This is a genomic window from Ignavibacteria bacterium (genome assembly GCA_017303675.1).
Lineage (GTDB): Bacteria > Bacteroidota > Ignavibacteria > Tepidaquicellales > OLB5 > OLB5.
The window spans coordinates 408,851-426,541 of the sequence record JAFLBX010000002.1 but is presented as its reverse complement, the minus strand read 5'-3'; the positions used below and the strand labels follow the sequence as shown (position 1 = coordinate 426,541).

The following is a 17,691-nucleotide window of genomic DNA, read 5'->3' as shown; positions in this document are numbered from 1 at the left end:
GTTACCCGTTTATCCTGTCAAGTATTTTCTGCGCAGCTTCAAACTTTGTCATTTTGGGGTATTCAGTTTTATTGCCATTCTTATGAATTATTGTAATTACATTGGTATCGGTTTTGAATCCGGCGCCTTCAACTTTAGGATTATTCACCACAATCATATCAAGATTCTTACGCTTTATTTTATTCAAAGCGTATTCAATTTCATTTTCAGTTTCAAGCGCAAAGCCGATCAGCTTAAAGCCTGAATTATTTTTTCCGGCATACTCAAGAATATCATCTGTTCTTTCGGTTTCAATCACAATATTTTCGCCGGCAGTTTTTTTGATCTTACCTTTATGTATATTCTTAGGCTTATAGTCTGCAACTGCGGCTGACATTATTACAATATCTTTGCCATTCAGATTCGCTTTAACAGCGCTGAACATCTCCTGAGCGGTATTAACATCAATTCTGTTGACATGCCGCGGGGTTTTTAATGATACGGGTCCGGCTACAAGTGTAACATCAGCTCCGCGCTGCACAGCAGCGAGCGCAAGCGAAAATCCCATTTTACCGCTTGAGTAGTTGCCGATAAATCTGACATCGTCAATGGGTTCATATGTGGGTCCAGCAGTAATAAGTATTTTTTTTCCTTCAAGATCTTTAACGGCACCGCTTAAAACATTTACAGTATGTTCATATATAGTTTCAGGCTCCGGCAGCCTGCCAACACCGCTTAAACCGCTTGCAAGCTCACCTGATTCAGGCTCAATTACATAATAGCCCAGCTCTTTTAAAGCAGAAACATTCCCAGATGTAGCTTCATTAAGGTACATATCTTCATCCATAGCGGGTGATATAAGTATTGGCGAGCGTGCTGAGAGCACGGTTGATGTTAAAAAATTATCGCTGATACCGTGAACAATTTTTGCTATAGTATTGGCAGTTGCTGGGGCAATTACGAATATATCAGCCCAAAGTCCGGTATAAATATGCCAGGTTTTGGTTTCTACTGTGCTAGACCTGTTTGGGTCAACATCAGGAAAGAGGTTTATCATTACTTCATTCCCAGAAAGCGCTGAAAGGGTCACAGGTGATACAAAATTCAAAGCGGAGGGGGTCATAATTACTTTGACTTCCGCTCCGCTTTTTTTATATAATCTCACAAGCTCACAGCATTTGTAAGCTGCTATGCCGCCGGATATACCAAGTAATATTTTTTTTCCTTTTAATTCCAATGGCTGTATGATATCTGGTATTTGCTCTTTAGATTTTTTTTTAAATATAAGAGCAACCGGCTTTATCAGAAATTAATCTTCCGGATTTTCGTTTCTAATTCTGAACTCAAGTCCATCAGCAAGAAGCTCATTGAGTCCGGCTTCCGTGGTTTTGGGTCTCTGTTCAAATTCAACACTGATATTCATTTTATCTTTGCTAACAACTGTATCATCGCTGTCATCATCTGCTTTTATCAGCGGCTCAACTCTCTGGTTGTATTCCAGCTTCTGTTCATCGTTAAGCTGCCTTGCGCGTTTTGCCGCAACAACAACCGCTTCGTAAATGTTACCCGCTTTTGATTCAACTTCTTCAATTTCAAGTGGGGTTATTCTCATTTTATTGCTCCTTAATGCTTTATATATTTATTTATTATTTTTTCAGTTTCCTTAACGGCATTTTCAATGCCGCTGCTGTTATCTACAATGTAGTCGAACTTATCTTTCAGTCCCGCTTCCATTTTGATACGTGAAGAGCGTTTTTGTATCTCCTCTTCGGTTTCTGTGTTACGGCTTCTTAGCCTTCTTACAAGCTCATCAAAAGGAACATCAATAAAAACCGTGATAGCTTCAGGGTACATATTTTTAATGTTCAGCGCGCCTTTAACATCTACATCCAGTATCATTATTCCTTCGTTTTTAAGGAACGGTTCAGCTTCACTTTTTAATGTGCCGTAAAAATTGCCGTGCACTTCTTCGGTTTCGATAAATTCGCCGGCTTCTTTGCGCCTTGTGAACTCTTCCACGGAAATGAAATGATAATCCTTACCGTCGGTTTCATTGGGTCGTTTTTTCCTGGTTGTAGCGGATACAGAAAAAGAAATTCCGGGGAATTTTTTAAATAATTCCCTGATAATTGTTGTTTTACCTGCTCCGCTTGATGCGCAAATTACAAAGAGCATATCAGACTAATCTTAAATATCGTGATTTATTTGGTTTATTAAAAGTCGAATTAATTTCCTTAAAAACTAATAAAAACAAAGAAATTACTCAATATTCTGGAGCTGTTCCTTGATCTTTTCAAGCTCTTCCTTCATTTCCACTACGAACTGGGAAATTTCTGAGCTGTTGGATTTTGAAGCTATTGTATTAATTTCCCTGTTGATCTCCTGCACCAGGAAGTTAAGCCTGCGGCCTGAGAGCTCCTTTTGTTTTACGTTATTCCTGAAATAGTTAATGTGAGATTTAGCCCTAATCACCTCTTCGGTTATATCAAGCCTGTCGCTTATCATGATAAGCTCGTATTCAAGCCTGTTATTATCCGCCTGTATGCCTGCTTCATTGATAAGGTTATTAACCTTATCGAGCATTTTCCTTTTTGTTTCGCTTACATTCTTTACGGAAAGCTTTGTAACTACATCAAGCTTTTTTTCTATTGAGCTCAGCCTGCTTAGAATATCCTTTTCAAGCACCTTGCCTTCTTTGGCTTTCATAACAACAAGATCGTTTACAGCGGCGGAAACAATTTTTTTGATATCATTCCAGTAATCCGCAAGGTCATCATTGGATTCACCTTTGAATATTTCCGAGAACTTGAGAATATGTTCAAGCTTTATTTCTTCTTTGATGCCTGTAGTTTTTTTGATACCTGAGAGAAGCTTATAATACTCTTTAACGGCATCAGGCTTTACCTGGATAGTTACATCGCTGTTTGCGCTTTTTTCAATTCCAAGCTGAACTGATATCTTTCCGCGGGAAACCTTCTGCGAGATAATTTCCTTTATCTCTGACTCCTTATCGGAAAAAACCATTGGCAGCCTGCAGGATACTTCTAAGTACTTGCTGTTAATGCTGCGAAGCTCAACTGATACTTTTAATTTTTTTACGGACCTGGAAGCTTTTCCAAATCCTGTCATGCTGATTATCATAATATTACTCTGGTATTTCTAAACTTCTTAACTTTTTTGTAGCTTTAATAAAATTATGCTTCTTTAACTCTTTTTTTAAGCTTGCGTTTTTCTTTTGGCGTTACAACTGCTTTCTGGTTAAAAAGGCTTACCGTTTTTTGCAGGTAATGCTTGCTCAGGTCATTTTTGAGAATTTCAAATGCCTCTTCAACTGTATCAACAACACAAAACAGCTTGAGGTCTTCCCTGTCTATAACGCGTTTGTTGGCAAGCTCTTCGAGGTTGATAATATTATTCCAGAACTTTTTATCGTAAATTATGACAGGCATTTTTTTCCTGATCTTTTTGGTCTGTATAAGCGTGAGCAGCTCAAAAAGCTCATCAAGCGTACCGAAACCGCCGGGCATAATGATAAGCGCTTTGGCAAGGTAAGCGAACCAGAACTTGCGCATAAAGAAGTAATGGAATTCAAAATTAAGCGCAGGCGTGATGTATGGATTCGGGTTCTGTTCAAACGGCAGGCTGATATTCAGACCGATTGATTTACCGCCGGCTTTTTTCGCGCCGCGGTTTGATGCTTCCATGATACCGGGTCCCCCGCCGGAACATACAACAAACCTGTTGCCCGGTTCCTGCTTCATTGACCACTCAGTTATCATCTGCGAAAGCTTTACGGTATCTTCATAGTAACGTGACATTTCAAGGTCCATCTCAGCATCCCTGATACGTTCAGGCTTCGGATTTTTATGCTGTTTTACAGCCTTAAGCCGTTTATTTGCTTCACTTCTGGGAAGCAGGCGCGCTGAACCGTAAAATACTATTGTATCACGTACATTTTCTTTGCGGAAGCGGTATTGCGGTTCCATATACTCTGAAACTATCCTAAGCGAGCGTGCTGCCGGACTGTTGAGGAACTTTTCATCTTTATACGCTTTTGGTGCTTTTTGTAATGCCATATGTTTGATTTAATTCTTACTCAGTATATTATTTTGATACTATGGTTTAGCTGATCACGATTCATCTATACTCACCCCGAGCTTGTCGAGGGGTCATCCTTCGACAGGCTTAGGATGAGAAAATAATTCATTGAATGCTCTACGACAACTTATAAACCTATTAACAACTAATGATGTTATTAATTGTTCATTGTTAATTGCTAATTGTTCAGCAGTCTTCCGCCATCAACCGGAATTACATGGCCTGTCAAATAACTGCACTCAATTATAAACTCAACTGCATTTATAATATCTGCAGATGAGCCGTATTTTTTCAAAGGTATCTTAGAAACATTAATTTTATCCGGAGTACCTTTTTCTTCACCGGGAATGATAATTGTGCCGGGAGCTATTGCATTCACACGAATCTTCGGAGCCAGTCTTCTTGCCAGGAGATACGTCAGCTTTACAGCGCCTGTTTTGCTCAGGCTGTATGGAATAAATCCGCTCCAGTTCTCAAGTCCGCCGAGTGAAGCTATATTAATTATCACCGGCGCTTTTGCCTTCTCTAAATATTTAACTGCAGATTGAGAAACGAACAATGGCGCTTTCAGATTCACAGCGATGGTATCATCAAACAATTCTTCGGTGATATCAAGCAGATCAACTTTTTTGATCACTCCTGAATTATTTACAAGAACATCAATTTTATTAAACTCCCTGCCGATTGAATCAATTGTTTTCCTGACGGATCTGATATCTTTAAGGTCACATTTATAAAGCCTGTATTTTATTCCGAATGCACTGAGCAAGGCTGATGTGCGTTTAATTTCAGCGGCAGTGCTTGAGTTGTAAATAATGGCAAGCTCATACCCTTTAGAGGCGAGGTAAAGCGAAATTTGCCTTCCAAGCCTGCGAACACCGCCGGTAACTAATGCGACTTTATTTGCCATTTAAAAAATTTTAAAAGCCAAAATTTCACAAAACTTAATGTTTTGACATTTTGGCTTAATTTTTTTGTACCCTCGACAGGAGTCGAACCTGTGGCCTGCGGTTTAGGAAACCGACGCTCTATCCTACTGAGCTACGAGGGCGTGACTTCATCACGATTTTATCGTGATTTTATAAAAGCTGGTGAAAATAACGATAATCTTACAAATATAGTGATTTTTTAAAATATAATAAAGAAACTAAAGAGGTAACTTGGTCTTAATATCTGAGGGAATGACAGGCAAACAAAAAAGTATCATAACACGATACACATCGAAGAAATTAATCATTTATATTTATTGCAGAATAAAGTATTTTATAAACCAATAAAAAATAATATGAAAGATACAATAATACAGGAAATTTGGCGGCAGTATGGTGCAGCACTGGATATGCTTGAAAACGCTCTGGATAAATGTCCGGAAAGCCTTTGGGATGATGAAAATAAATTCTGGTATAATGCTTACCATTGTTTATTTTTCACTGATTATGACCTGACAACTGACCCGGATAGCTTCCATCCGCCGGAACCGTACACATTATCAGAAATGGACCCATCAGGGATAATGCCGGAGAGAACATATACAAAAGCAGAGCTTATTTCATATATACGGCATTGCAGGGAAAAATTCCGTAAATTGATCAGCAGCAAGTCCCATGACATTTTCACAATGAGATGGAACAATAAACGAAGGGATCACACTATGACTGAACACTTGCTTCACAGTATGCGGCATATATAACATCACACCGGGCAGCTAAACATTCTGCTAGGTAAGGTTGACCATAACTTGCCTGTATGGGTATCGCAAACAAAATCAGAATTGCTGAGCATTTAAAATTTTAATCGAGTAAAAACAAAACTAAAACACAGATAATAATAAAAAAATATTATGTATAATACTATTAGTACAGAATTATGGAGTCAATTCGGCGCGGCGCTTGATATGTTCGAAAATGCAATAGCGAAATGTCCGGACAGCTTATGGACTTACAATTACTCCACCGGCGGAGACTCAAATGACGCCAAACATATTGATGAGCTTCGGGGAAGTTTCTGGTATATAGCTTTCCATACATTATTTTTTACTGATTACTATCTTGATACAACCCCGGAAAATTTTAAAACACCGGATAAGTTCAATTATAAGGAGGAAGAAATAGATGAGATCATGCCCGGGAGAATATTTTCTAAAGAAGAGCTGCTTGAATATACAGCTCATTGCCGCAGCAAATTGCGAAATTTGCTTCAGGATATGGATGAAACAAAAGCAGCATTTAGATGGAAAAATCCATGGAAGGATTACAGTATGATTGAAATTACTATGTATAATATGCGGCATGTAATGCATCATACGGGTCAATTGAATATGCTGCTTGGCAAAGCCAGCCATGATTTGCCGATATGGGTTTCGCGGACAAAAGCAGAATTAAGATAAACTCTGCCCTTCATAACAGCCAAATTAATTAAACAAAAAAGGGATGATAAAATATCATCCCTTTTGACTAATCTAAATATGAAAATATCTTAATAACTGAACTCATCATCCTGTTTTGGATTTTTGGATTTTTCCAGTGCATCCAGAAACATAATGATGCGGTGATTAAGGCTATCAAGCAGCTCAATAACTATCCCGAAGCTGAGGTACAGCATGCCTGAAACTATTGATGAAAGAATAATAGCGCCGCCTGCAACAATTTTTATCAGATAAACCTGTTCCATATACGGATTAGGGGCGCCCTTTAAGCTTGCGTAAAGGCTCAATGCATCAGATATAACATATATTCCGGCAATAATGCCGATAAAGATGGTTACAAATCCCAATATTTTTAGTAGTGTTTGCATTTAGTCTTTTGCTTTTGTTTTATCCTTTATGAATTGTGCTGTACAAAGATAATAAAAAAAAGTAACTTTTTGTTCAATTATTAAAGATTCCTGCTTTCGCAGGAATGACACAGTGAAATCAATATTTATAAAAGCCCTGTTTGGTTTTTCTGCCAAGAAGTCCGGCATCAACCATTTTCTGCTGGATTGGGCTTGGCTTATACTTCTGGTCATAAAAGAACGCTTCATAAACTGATTTAGTTACGGAAAGATTTACATCGATACCAATAAGATCCATCAATTCAAAGGGTCCCATAGCAAAGCCCCCTTCTTCTTTCATAACTGTATCAACAAGGGCAGGCTCAACAGCTTCTTCTCCCATAATTTTAAGTGATTCACCGTAAAATGCACGGGCAACACGGTTAACAATAAATGCAGGGGTATCTTTGCACATCACCGGCACTTTGCCGAGCTTTTTACAAAGCTCGGTTACGGTATTTACAGTTTCAACAGAAGTAAATTCTCCTTTAATAACCTCTACAAGCTTCATGATATTTGCGGGATTAAAAAAGTGCATCCCAATCACCCGGCCGGGATTTTTCTTTACGGCAGATGATATTGCAGTAATTGAAAATGACGATGTATTGGTGGCAAGTATAACATTTTCAGCGGTAAGATCATCAAGCTCCTTATAAAGGTCCTTTTTCAGTTCAATATTTTCAATTGCTGCTTCGATAATTATATCGCATTCAGCCAGCTCATTTAATGCGGCAGCTTTCTGCAGGTTATTAACTGCAGCTCCTTTTTTGGCATTATCGAGCTTGCCTTTTTCAGCCAGCTTATCCCATCCTTTTTTTATACCTGAAAATGCTTTATCAACAGCATCGGGGTAGATATCATACAATACTGTCCCAAACCCGCTTACAGCGGAAGCTGCGGCTATGCCGCTGCCCATTGTTCCCGCCCCTATAATGCCGATCTTTTTTTTCATGAAAACATATTTAGCTGTGAAAACATAGTAAGTTGTGAATTCATACTTAGTTGTGAATTCAAGTTACTATTTAATTTCTAAAAACGAGATTCCGGACTAAATCCGGAATGACAGCAGGAAAAATTACTTAAACGTAACTTCCCGGCCGGCTTTTGCAGATTCATATATTGCATCAACAATTCTCATACGGTCAAGTGATTCAGAGCCATCAGAAAGCGAAGGCTTACCTGTCAAAACGGAATTGATGAAATTATTCAGCTCATATTCATAAGTACGCTTGAACAAATTCGCGGGCTTTTCTATCTTAACCGGGGTAACGTTAACAAGTGTATCATGCATGTTCTTGTATATGCGCAGCGGGTTTATGCTAGTTGAGCCTTCCCTGCCGTAAACATTACAGTAGAACATATCATTAGCCCTGTGGAGCGTCCAGCTTGTTTCAATGGAAACGGTTGAACCGTTCTCAAACCTTAACAGCACAAATGAAGAATCTTCAACATCTTTAAATGAATGATTAAAATTAACTGCAGATACGCTTTTTATCTTCGGGAATTTCATCATCCATAAAGCGATATCAAGTATTACTATTCCAAGATCCATAAATACACCGCCGCCGGCTTCGGCTTTTTTAACCGACCATTTTTCAGCAGTGCTTCTTTTTTTAAGATACCCGGTTTTGATATAAAACACTTCACCTATTTCACCGGCTGATACAAAGCTTTCCTGCATCATAACTTCCGGCCTGAAGCGGTTATTCATACCGACCATAAGCAGCTTCTTGGCTTTTTTGGCAGCATCAACAATGGCGGAAGCTTCTTCATAATTCCTAGCAAGGGGTTTTTCAACAAGTACGTTCAGTCCTTTTTGCAGCCCTTTTACAGCCTGCTCTTTATGCATGGAGGTTGGTGAAGTAACTATGAGGCAGTCAGCATCAACTGTATCCAGCATTTCATCAAGATCTTTAAATGAACTTTTAACATTATATTTTGCAGCAATTGATCTTGCCTTAGAGCGGTCAATATCGCATACTCCGGCAATTTCAACGCTATCAAGCTTTGATAAAATTGGAAGGTGAGCAATCTGGGCAATACCTCCAAGTCCCGAAATTAATATCCTTAATTTTTCCATAATGTAATATAAGTATAAATTGGCAGAAAATAAAAAAGGTCAAGTTACCCGGATCACACAATATTTTGCTTACCGTTGCTTTCTTTCGAACCTGGCGGGGTTAGGCAAAAAACTGTTGCCCGGGACTTGACCATAAAAATCTTAAATCGGCTTAACTGTAATTGTTCTTCGTTTAAACAATCTCTTTATGTTTAAGCTATCCCTGAAAACCAAATATAAACCTGCTGAACCTAAAATGATATTGGCTATCCACATGCTTAAGAACGGACTTAAAAGCTCTCTATCAGCAAGCTTTTCGCCGCCAATTAAACATGCCCAATATAATAAAAAGAACCCTAAACTCATTCCTGCAGCCACTCCAAAGCCCCCTTTTCGGGTTATCATGCCAAGCGGAGCGCCGATGAGAACAAACACAACACATGCAAAGGGTATTGAATATTTCTTGTAAATTTCAACCAGGTACATATCGATCTGCTTCTGGTTAGAGCGTTCAATACTTCTCTGGTTCACATATTTGTTCTTGTAGCCTTTATACCTGTTAATAATTGAAAGAACTTTGATACGGTTCACGTTCGCAGCATTGCTATCAAGTGATGTTGTATCATATTTTACCTGGGTCAATTCAATTGCCAGGTTTTGTACCTGCACTGCTGATTGAAGCTTATCAGTTTCAAAGCTGGTAGTAATGTTATTCACGATGCTTCGCATCGAATCCGCGCTAAGCTCACGATCACCCCTGGAAAAAGCGCTCTCGTCAGAGCTTGAAAAGCCGAATCCCTGGGCATCGATAGACACTATATGCTTTGAAAACTTTATTCTGCGGTAAGAACCGTTAGGTTTCTTTTTATCAATCTGGTGAATTTCACCGTTATAAAGATCAAGTATTATCTTTGAATAATCACCTGAAAAATTTATCTGTCCGCTGTCTGCGGTCAGTGTATTTGAATAAACCGGGTTTGAGTTATCAATTATGAAAACGCCTTCAAGCTTGTTTGAGTTTTCATAGGTTTTTTTAACCAGCATATTATACCCGCTGATATCATCGGTGAACTTTCCCGCTTCAATTACGAAGGTCGGTTTGGTTCGCTGAATATCTGTCATTAAAACACGGGTTCTGTGGTTAGCTTCCGGCAGTACTTTATTGTTGAATAATATCAGTCCGTAACACAAAATACCTGAGATAAAAAGTACCGGAAGAATCAGCTTTAGCGGGCTTAAGCCTGAAGCACGCATTACTGTAGTTTCATTAGTAGATGACAAAGAACCAAAAGCCATAAGCGTAGCTATTAAAACAGCCATGGGACCCGCCAGGGTCACCATCCACGCTAAATTCAGGGTTATAAGCTGAGTAATTATCCACCAGCTTAAGCCCTTACCTACCAGGTTATCTATATACTTATAAATGAACTGGAACGTAAAAACAAAAATAACAATAAAAAAAGAAATTATAAATGGCGCAAAATGTGCCTTTAATATGTAACGATATATCAGCAATCAGTTCTTTTTTTATTGATAAATTGTTTACTCATAAAACAAAGATATGTATTTATAAGTTTTAACTGAATGCAAAAAGATAGTGGAAATTTTCATCCTACGGCAAACTCAAGGTATGGATAGGTTAATTCTGCCCTTCAACTCCCACGCCAAACGCGGGCACAGCGCTCAGGGCGACATAACTTTTGTTTGTATATATTCTGCGAGGCGATTTTTGCCGAAGCAGTCTCGTGATACTAACCCTTCGACAAGCTCAGGGTGAGGACCCTTCGACAAAGTTTATCCCGCACGATTTTTGCGGGACTCAGGGTGAGGATAGGTTAATTCTGCCCTTCGACAAGCTCAGGGTGACAAAATCTGAATAATATATATAATACAACTTCTACGGAAGTAATACGTTATTTCAACACCCCAAGATTTTTCCCAACCTTTGCGAATGCTGCAATGGCCCTATTCAAATGCTCACGTGTGTGGGCTGCTGAGACCTGAACCCTGATACGCGCCTGCCCCTTAGGTACTACCGGGTAATAGAATCCGATTACATAAATACCCTCTTCAAGCAGCTTTGCGGCGAAATCCTGTGATAGCTTGGCATCATAAAGCATCACGGGTGTGATGGGATGAGTTCCTTCCTTGATATCAAAGCCAAGTTTGCCCATTTCCGCGCGGAAATATTTTGTGTTATCTTCAAGCCTGTCGCGAAGCTCTGTAGTTGAAGATAGCAGGTCAAACACTGCAATTGAGGCGCCTACAATTGCAGGCGCAAGCGAGTTTGAAAATAAATACGGCCTTGAACGCTGCCTTAACATTTCTATGATCTCTTTTCTGCCAGTAGTGTAACCGCCCATGGCTCCACCAAGCGCTTTGCCAAGAGTACCTGTAATAATATCAACCTTACCCATAACACCGCAGTATTCGGTTGATCCCCTGCCGTGCTTACCCATAAATCCCGCAGCGTGGCATTCATCAACCATCGTGAGGCAGTCGTATTCTTCTGCGATTTTAACTATCTCATCGAGTTTAGCAATGTATCCATCCATACTGAAAACGCCATCAGTTACGATGATGATATTTCTTGCGCCTTCGCGCTTTGATTCATCCAGCTTGCGGCGGAGATCATCCATATCGTTATTTTTATAACGATGGCGTGTAGCTTTGCACAGCCTGATACCATCAATAATACTTGCATGGTTAAGCTCATCAGAAATTATCACATCGGTATCGTGAAGGATAGGCTCAAATACTCCCCCGTTGGCATCAAAGCATGCAGCGTATAAAATAGTATCTTCGGTACCGTGGAAATCCGCGATCTTCTGCTCAAGCTCTTTGTGAATATCCTGTGTGCCGCAGATGAAGCGTACTGATGACATACCAAAACCGTGTGTATCGAGAGTTTTTTTGGCTGCTTCAACAACTTTTGGATGGGATGAGAGTCCCAGGTAATTATTAGCGCAGAAGTTTATAACTTCCTTGCCAGAATCAAGCTTTATTACTGCATCCTGAACAGAAGTAATAACGCGTTCATGTTTGTAGAGCCCTTCGACCTTCATGTTATCAAGCTCAACCCTTAATTTACCCAGAAAATTGGACATATGTATTGCTAAAATTGATTAATAAATTTCACAAAGATAAAGATTTTAAGGGAATTTGGTGATACCAAAAAATGTGGTGGAAATGAAACTACCTAAGCAAAAAAAATGGCTCCCTATCGTGGAGATAGAGAGCCGGGTTATAACATTCAATTAACTATTTATTCATAAGGGAACGATTGAATTATACTCTACATGCCGTACATATCAATAATTTCCTGTTTGGTTTTGCCGAGAATGCCGAACTTTTTGCCGGCATTTGTAAATGCGGCAAGAGCTTTTTCGAGGTGATGCATTTCATGCGCGGCTGAAAGCTGCGTGCGTATCCTAGCCTGCCCTTTGGGCACTACAGGGAAGAAAAATCCGACCGCGTATATTCCGTCATCATACAATGTCTTTGCGAAATCCTGTGAAAGCTTCGCATTAAAGAGCATAACAGGTACAATTGGTGTTTCACCATCTTTAATTATCAATCCTGCTTCAGTCAATCCTTTGCGCCAGAATGCAGTATTACGTTCAAGCTTATCGCGCCTTTCGGTTGTTTTGCTGATAATATCAAGCACAGCGAGCGCGCCGGATACAACTACCGGGGCAACGGTGTTGCTGAAAAGATACGGCCTTGCCTTCTGGCGGCACATTTCAACTATTTCTTTTCTTCCTGATACACAACCGCCGGATGCTCCTCCAAGAGCTTTGCCAAGAGTAGTTGTAATGATATCAATTTTACCGACTACGCCGCAGTGTTCATGTGTTCCCCTGCCTGTCTTACCGATAAAACCGCTGGCATGGCTGTCATCAACAAATACCATTGCATTGTATTTTTCAGCAAGCTCAACAATTTTATCAAGCTTAGCAAGATCTCCATCCATGCTGAATGAACCGTCTGTGATTATCAGCCTGACCCGTTTATCCTGGTGCAGCTTAAGCTTATCTTCAAGGTGCGCCATATCGGAGTGTTTATAGGTATCCTGGTGCGCTTTGCAGAGGCGCATTCCGTCAACAATAGATGCATGAACAAGCCTGTCGGCTATCATTACATCCTGTTCGTTAAGAACAGCTTCAAAAACTCCTGCATTGGCATCCATACATGAGGGGAATAATATCGTATCTTCGGTACCTAAAAATTCTGTGAGGCGGTCTTCAAGTGTTTTGTGAATATCCTGCGTGCCGCATATGAAACGAACTGAGGACATTCCGTATCCTCTTGAATCAAGTCCTGCATGCGCAGCTTTTATAACTTCGGGGTGTGAAGAAAGTCCGAGGTAGTTATTTGCGCACATATTGATCTCTTCTTTTTTAGAGGAACCGATCGGGAACTCAACGGCTATATCAGCATTTTGCGGAGAAAATATAGCCCGTTCTTCTTTGAATATCCCCTGTTTTCTCAGCTCTTCAAGCTGGGATCCGTATATATTTCTTATATCCTGCGGATATGACATTTTATTATACCTTCCTTTTATTGTAAAGCTAAATTACTGCAAATTCCTAGTTTTGCTTTTTTATTTTATTAGGATAAATTACATTTAAAGTTTAATGTTCTATCTTTAAAGATTCCTGCTTTCGCAGGAATGACAATCACTAATTAACCCCGAAAGCTTTCAGAAGCTCGACAATATTATTTACACTGTCAAAAGCTTCAGGTGTTGCTTTATCATCAGGGATTGATATATTATATTTGGTTTCAAGGAACACTTTCAGAGAAACCATTGAAAAAGAATCTACAAATCCGCCTGTGATAAGAGCAGTATCATAATTGATTACCCTGTCATCACCATCTTCAAGGTATTCTTTTTTCACATAATCCAGAACTATATCTTTTACGTTTTCCATTATTATATTATTTAAATTTTAATTAAAAATTACATATCATTTTCGAGAGTTGAGATATCGCCTATTTCCTCTCCCCATTCCTTAGCTCTTAAAACCCTGCGCATAATTTTGCCGCTTCTTGTTTTAGGCAGGGATTTTACGAACTCAACTTCCTGGGGCATTGCAAGCGGCGAGAGCTTTTTGCGTATAAAGTTCATTATCTCAAGCTCAAGCATTTTGGTTTCTTCTATTCCCGGCTTCAGGGCAATAAATGCTTTTACAACTTCCATGTTGATCTGGTCAGGCTTGCCAACAGCAGCTGATTCTGCAACTGCGGGATGCTCAAGCAGGGCTGATTCAATTTCAAACGGCCCGACAAGATGCCCGGCGGTATTTATTACATCATCATCCCTGCCAACAAACCAGAAATATCCGTCATCATCTTTCGAGGCCCTATCACCGCATAAATACCAGCCATTTACAAATTTGCTGTCATATTTTTCTTTATTGTTCCAGTATGCGCGAAACATTGCCGGCCATCCGGGCTTTACAGCTATTATCCCAACAATTCCGTTTTTATCAAAATATTCATGAGTATTAATATCAACCAAACCAACTTCCATACCCGGGAAAGGTTTACCCATTGAGCCGGGTTTTACTTTCATACAAGGATAGTTGCTGATAACCATACTTCCGGTTTCAGTTTGCCAGTACGTATCGTGGAATTTCATACCGAAAACCTTATCACTCCATAAAACCGCTTCTGCATTAAGAGGCTCACCAATACTTGCCAGATATCTTAATGAAGAAAGATCATGTTTTTTGATCAGCTCCTCCCCTTCTTTCATCAGAGCCCTTATAGCTGTGGGAGCAGAATACCAAATTGTGACCTTATGTTTTTCAATAAAAGAATACCATCCGTCTGCAGTAAAGCCTGCATCAAGTACACATTGAGTTGCGCCGTTTGACCAAGGTCCGATAATTCCGTATGAAGTACCTGTAACCCATCCGGGGTCAGCGGTGCACCAGTAAATATCTTCATCTTTCAGATCAAGGGAGTATTTTGTAGTTATGTACTGAGAAATAACTGAATAATGCACATGCTGTGCGCCTTTAGGCAGACCTGTTGTGCCTGATGTATAATGCAGAACTGAGGGCGTTTCTGCAGTAGAAGGATAGATCTTAAAATGATCTATCTTAGGTATATTATCGATATCAAGAATGTGTTCTCTATCTTTTAAATGTAATTCATCACGTTCATCTACCAATATCACAAATTTCATATAATCCATTTCTTTTAAGATATTTCGTACCTTAGGCAGATGTTTTTTCTGAGTAATTATTGCGGTTGTCCTTGCATCTTCCAGTCTTGTAATTAAAGATTCAGAACCGAAGGCTGAAAACAACGGCTGAACGATTGCGCCCATTTTAAGTCCCGCTAAAAAGCCCAGGTAAAGCTCGGGAACCTTATCCATAAACAAACAAATTCTATCGCCGGGCTTAATACCCATGTTTTCAAAATACCAGGCAATTGAATTTGTAGCAATTCTCATTTCATCAAATGTCCAGGTCTTCACATTTCCTTTATGGTCCTGCCAGATCAGTGCGGTTTTATCCGCTTTCCCCAGACGGCAAATTCTATCTGTGCAATATTCACCAATATTAATAACATCACCGGGTTTATAGCCCAGTTCTTCTTCTACAGATTTCCATGTAAAATTTTTAATAGTATCTTCGTAAGAGCTGATATTGTGCATAAAGTTAAACATTTCCATACCTCCGGTATTTTATTAGTCAATTTTTACATCTATCAACTATACAAAAATACCTGTATTAAGATATGAAAAGGTATGATTTAGGTCAGTTTTTGAAGAAAAATTTAGTTTTTGCCAATAACCCCCAAATGTGTATTTTTAAAATTATCGCTGTATTTTAATCCATACCCAAGAATTCTATCAAAGCTTGAATGCGCAAAAAGTATCACGCCGGCAAACATGAAATATTCATTTGATAAGAAAATCCCTGCCAAATACACAGCTATTGCAATACCTTTATGATGAAACAAGTTATAAGTGAAAGCGCCAATACGTGAGTTAAATAAATATCCAAGCATTCCAAGATCAGGTGCAAAGAATAATGCAGCAAACAGCCACCATTGAATATTCAGCAAAGTGAACAGGTAAATTGCCAAAGAGAGCATAGCAAGTTCTTCGAGCTTAATGATATTTTTCATCAGTTATTTTCACCCTTTTGTTTAAAACCTGCCATTCTTATCAGCATGAACATTTGTCCCCTCGTATGCGCTTCATGTTCTATCAAGTGGTAAATTATCCATTTTTTAGACAGCTCAACTTCAACAGTTGCGCTGCGTTTGCGTTTTATCTTTATTTCAAGCTCTTCATCACTCATATTCCTGATGTAATTTAATACTATCTGCCTTACTTCGCTAATTGCAGCTGTATATTCTTCCGGTTCGATGGGTGACCCGGGCGGATTGAAATCTTCAGAGGGAACATCAAACCATGCTGAATAATAGCAGCGCTTTTTCAGATCATCGGGTATCTTCTGGCCGCTTAAGGTTTCATACCACCCTATATCACACTCACCTAAATGCATTAAGTAAGCGCCAATGGGGAACTCACCCGGCAGCGGCTCAGCAAATAACTGTTCTTTGGTTAAACCTTTAACACCCTGCAGCGTTACGCTGCGGATATCTTCCAGCATGTATATCAGGAGTTCTGTATTTTTCATTTTTCGAACTTTCTGTATAAAACATTTTCTTTAGTTAAATTGATACCGTAGTTACTGAACCAGTCATCAAATTCTTTTACTTTATCTTTATTTTCCGCAGCCCATGTATTAAACTCATCAATATTACCGTATGCGAATAAATAATAATTATAAGCTTCAAAAAGCCCTTTATCCTTTAAAGTTTTATGATAATCGAAGAGTACATTGCTGTTATTTTTAGTTTTTTCAGATGAGAACCACATATCTAAAAAATTGATCCTGAACTTATTTATTCCATTCAGGTTCATACCTGTAAATGTACTATCAAGCACCAAACCAAAAGATGCAAGCATTGCATTCATTTCAAATTCAGAGTCAAACCCTTTACCGTTATTGAATTTGTTCAGCTTAATGGAAGCATTTTTTTTACCTCCGCTATCGGTAATGGAAATTTTATCTCCGTAAACTTTATACATCATTTTGCTGATGGTTTCAGCTCTTTTTGTGTTTTGTTCAAGATTCAGGAATATTTCACCGTAAATCAGACCCCACATGGGTACATCGCTTCCTGAATAAAAAACTGATGCCCAGTAATAATTTGAAGGATGTGTTGGCTCAGCTCTTATCCCCTTTTCAAAATACTTCAATGCTTCTTCATATTCTTTTTCAGACATCGAAACAACGCCAAGCTCGAGATAAATTTTACCTGAATTGGGAAATTTTTTTAAACCCGCTTTATAAGTTTTAAGGGCTTTATCTCTATCACCTGAAATATCGTAAGCATTCCCAAGAACAGCAAAAACCTGGTCAAAGGTATCAGGGTTATTTTTTACTTTTTCCAAAACAGTTATCACTTTATCATATTTTTGCTGAAGGTAATAAGCATAGGCAAGCTCATAATTAAAAAAGGTGTTCTTTGGCTCAATTTCCAGAGCTTTTTTATACAGGGCAATTCCTTCATCAATTTTACCAGCATCAACAAGATCTATCCCCTGTTTAACATAATTCTTAGCATCTTCATTCGTTTGAGAGTAGCAGAAAGTTACTGTTAAAAATAACAGAAGCAGTATTAAGTTTTTCATTTTAAGGCTCCACTATTAA

General features: G+C 39.0%; 19 protein-coding genes, 1 tRNA gene and 1 other RNA gene. 2 read left to right on the top strand and 19 right to left on the bottom strand.

Annotation, left to right across the window (positions count from 1 at the left end; all coding sequences use genetic code 11):
- Position 1: 1 nt before the first annotated feature.
- The 7 genes from coaBC to J0M37_11255 form a co-directional block, all read right to left on the bottom strand.
- Entirely contained in the window at positions 2 to 1,216 is a 1,215-nt protein-coding gene (coaBC, locus tag J0M37_11285; GenBank protein ID MBN8585667.1) for a bifunctional phosphopantothenoylcysteine decarboxylase/phosphopantothenate--cysteine ligase CoaBC, read from the bottom strand.
- Between the two features lie 72 nt (positions 1,217 to 1,288).
- Positions 1,289 to 1,591, bottom strand: coding sequence for a DNA-directed RNA polymerase subunit omega (rpoZ, locus tag J0M37_11280; protein ID MBN8585666.1), 303 nt, complete (start codon positions 1,589 to 1,591; stop codon positions 1,289 to 1,291).
- A gap of 11 nt (positions 1,592 to 1,602) precedes the next feature.
- Entirely contained in the window at positions 1,603 to 2,154 is a 552-nt protein-coding gene (gene gmk, locus J0M37_11275) for a guanylate kinase (GenBank protein MBN8585665.1), read from the bottom strand.
- Between the two features lie 84 nt (positions 2,155 to 2,238).
- Entirely contained in the window at positions 2,239 to 3,120 is an 882-nt protein-coding gene (locus tag J0M37_11270) for a YicC family protein (protein ID MBN8585664.1), read from the bottom strand.
- 53 nt (positions 3,121 to 3,173) lie between these two features.
- Positions 3,174 to 4,055: an LOG family protein gene (locus J0M37_11265; protein MBN8585663.1), complete on the bottom strand. Its 882-nt coding sequence runs from the start codon at positions 4,053 to 4,055 to the stop codon at positions 3,174 to 3,176.
- A 200-nt stretch (positions 4,056 to 4,255) separates the two neighbouring features.
- The gene (locus tag J0M37_11260) at positions 4,256 to 4,987 is read right to left on the bottom strand and encodes an SDR family oxidoreductase (GenBank protein ID MBN8585662.1); all 732 of its coding nucleotides are present in this window, start codon (positions 4,985 to 4,987) and stop codon (positions 4,256 to 4,258) included.
- Positions 4,988 to 5,054: 67 nt separating this feature from the next.
- Positions 5,055 to 5,128 (bottom strand) — tRNA-Arg (locus J0M37_11255).
- A 234-nt stretch (positions 5,129 to 5,362) separates the two neighbouring features.
- On the opposite strand from J0M37_11255, the gene J0M37_11250 reads away from it, so the two are divergent.
- The gene (locus J0M37_11250) at positions 5,363 to 5,767 is read left to right on the top strand and encodes a DinB family protein (GenBank protein MBN8585661.1); all 405 of its coding nucleotides are present in this window, start codon (positions 5,363 to 5,365) and stop codon (positions 5,765 to 5,767) included.
- Positions 5,768 to 5,917: 150 nt separating this feature from the next.
- A complete protein-coding gene (locus J0M37_11245) occupies positions 5,918 to 6,463 on the top strand; it encodes a DinB family protein (protein MBN8585660.1) in 546 nt (181 codons plus the stop codon).
- Positions 6,464 to 6,552: 89 nt separating this feature from the next.
- Here J0M37_11245 and J0M37_11240 read toward each other — a convergent pair whose 3' ends face one another.
- The 12 genes from J0M37_11240 to J0M37_11185 all read right to left on the bottom strand — a co-directional run bounded on the left by J0M37_11240 (position 6,553) and on the right by J0M37_11185 (position 17,672).
- Positions 6,553 to 6,870, bottom strand: a complete 318-nt coding sequence (locus J0M37_11240; protein MBN8585659.1) for a hypothetical protein — start codon at positions 6,868 to 6,870, stop codon at positions 6,553 to 6,555.
- Positions 6,871 to 6,988: 118 nt separating this feature from the next.
- Complete coding sequence (locus J0M37_11235) at positions 6,989 to 7,840, bottom strand: 3-hydroxybutyryl-CoA dehydrogenase (GenBank protein MBN8585658.1); 852 nt, start codon at positions 7,838 to 7,840, stop codon at positions 6,989 to 6,991.
- 123 nt (positions 7,841 to 7,963) lie between these two features.
- On the bottom strand, positions 7,964 to 8,968 hold the full coding sequence (locus tag J0M37_11230; GenBank protein ID MBN8585657.1) for a Gfo/Idh/MocA family oxidoreductase: 1,005 nt from the start codon (positions 8,966 to 8,968) through the stop codon (positions 7,964 to 7,966).
- 34 nt (positions 8,969 to 9,002) lie between these two features.
- Positions 9,003 to 9,100: signal recognition particle sRNA small type (gene ffs, locus J0M37_11225), an RNA gene on the bottom strand.
- A gap of 9 nt (positions 9,101 to 9,109) precedes the next feature.
- Positions 9,110 to 10,462, bottom strand: coding sequence for an LptF/LptG family permease (locus J0M37_11220; GenBank protein MBN8585656.1), 1,353 nt, complete (start codon positions 10,460 to 10,462; stop codon positions 9,110 to 9,112).
- A 398-nt stretch (positions 10,463 to 10,860) separates the two neighbouring features.
- On the bottom strand, positions 10,861 to 12,054 hold the full coding sequence (gene kbl / locus J0M37_11215; protein MBN8585655.1) for a glycine C-acetyltransferase: 1,194 nt from the start codon (positions 12,052 to 12,054) through the stop codon (positions 10,861 to 10,863).
- 188 nt (positions 12,055 to 12,242) lie between these two features.
- Positions 12,243 to 13,490, bottom strand: coding sequence for a glycine C-acetyltransferase (locus tag J0M37_11210; GenBank protein MBN8585654.1), 1,248 nt, complete (start codon positions 13,488 to 13,490; stop codon positions 12,243 to 12,245).
- A 139-nt stretch (positions 13,491 to 13,629) separates the two neighbouring features.
- Positions 13,630 to 13,881, bottom strand: coding sequence for an acyl carrier protein (locus J0M37_11205; protein ID MBN8585653.1), 252 nt, complete (start codon positions 13,879 to 13,881; stop codon positions 13,630 to 13,632).
- A gap of 29 nt (positions 13,882 to 13,910) precedes the next feature.
- A complete protein-coding gene (acsA, locus tag J0M37_11200; GenBank protein MBN8585652.1) occupies positions 13,911 to 15,635 on the bottom strand; it encodes an acetate--CoA ligase in 1,725 nt (574 codons plus the stop codon).
- Positions 15,636 to 15,739: 104 nt separating this feature from the next.
- Positions 15,740 to 16,093: a DUF4260 domain-containing protein gene (locus tag J0M37_11195; protein ID MBN8585651.1), complete on the bottom strand. Its 354-nt coding sequence runs from the start codon at positions 16,091 to 16,093 to the stop codon at positions 15,740 to 15,742.
- Positions 16,093 to 16,611, bottom strand: coding sequence for a DinB family protein (locus J0M37_11190; GenBank protein MBN8585650.1), 519 nt, complete (start codon positions 16,609 to 16,611; stop codon positions 16,093 to 16,095). The genes J0M37_11195 and J0M37_11190 overlap by 1 nt, the downstream gene beginning before the upstream one ends.
- Positions 16,608 to 17,672, bottom strand: coding sequence for a tetratricopeptide repeat protein (locus tag J0M37_11185; protein ID MBN8585649.1), 1,065 nt, complete (start codon positions 17,670 to 17,672; stop codon positions 16,608 to 16,610). Before J0M37_11185 ends, J0M37_11190 begins: the two co-directional genes overlap by 4 nt.
- Between the last annotated feature and the right edge of the window lie 19 nt (positions 17,673 to 17,691).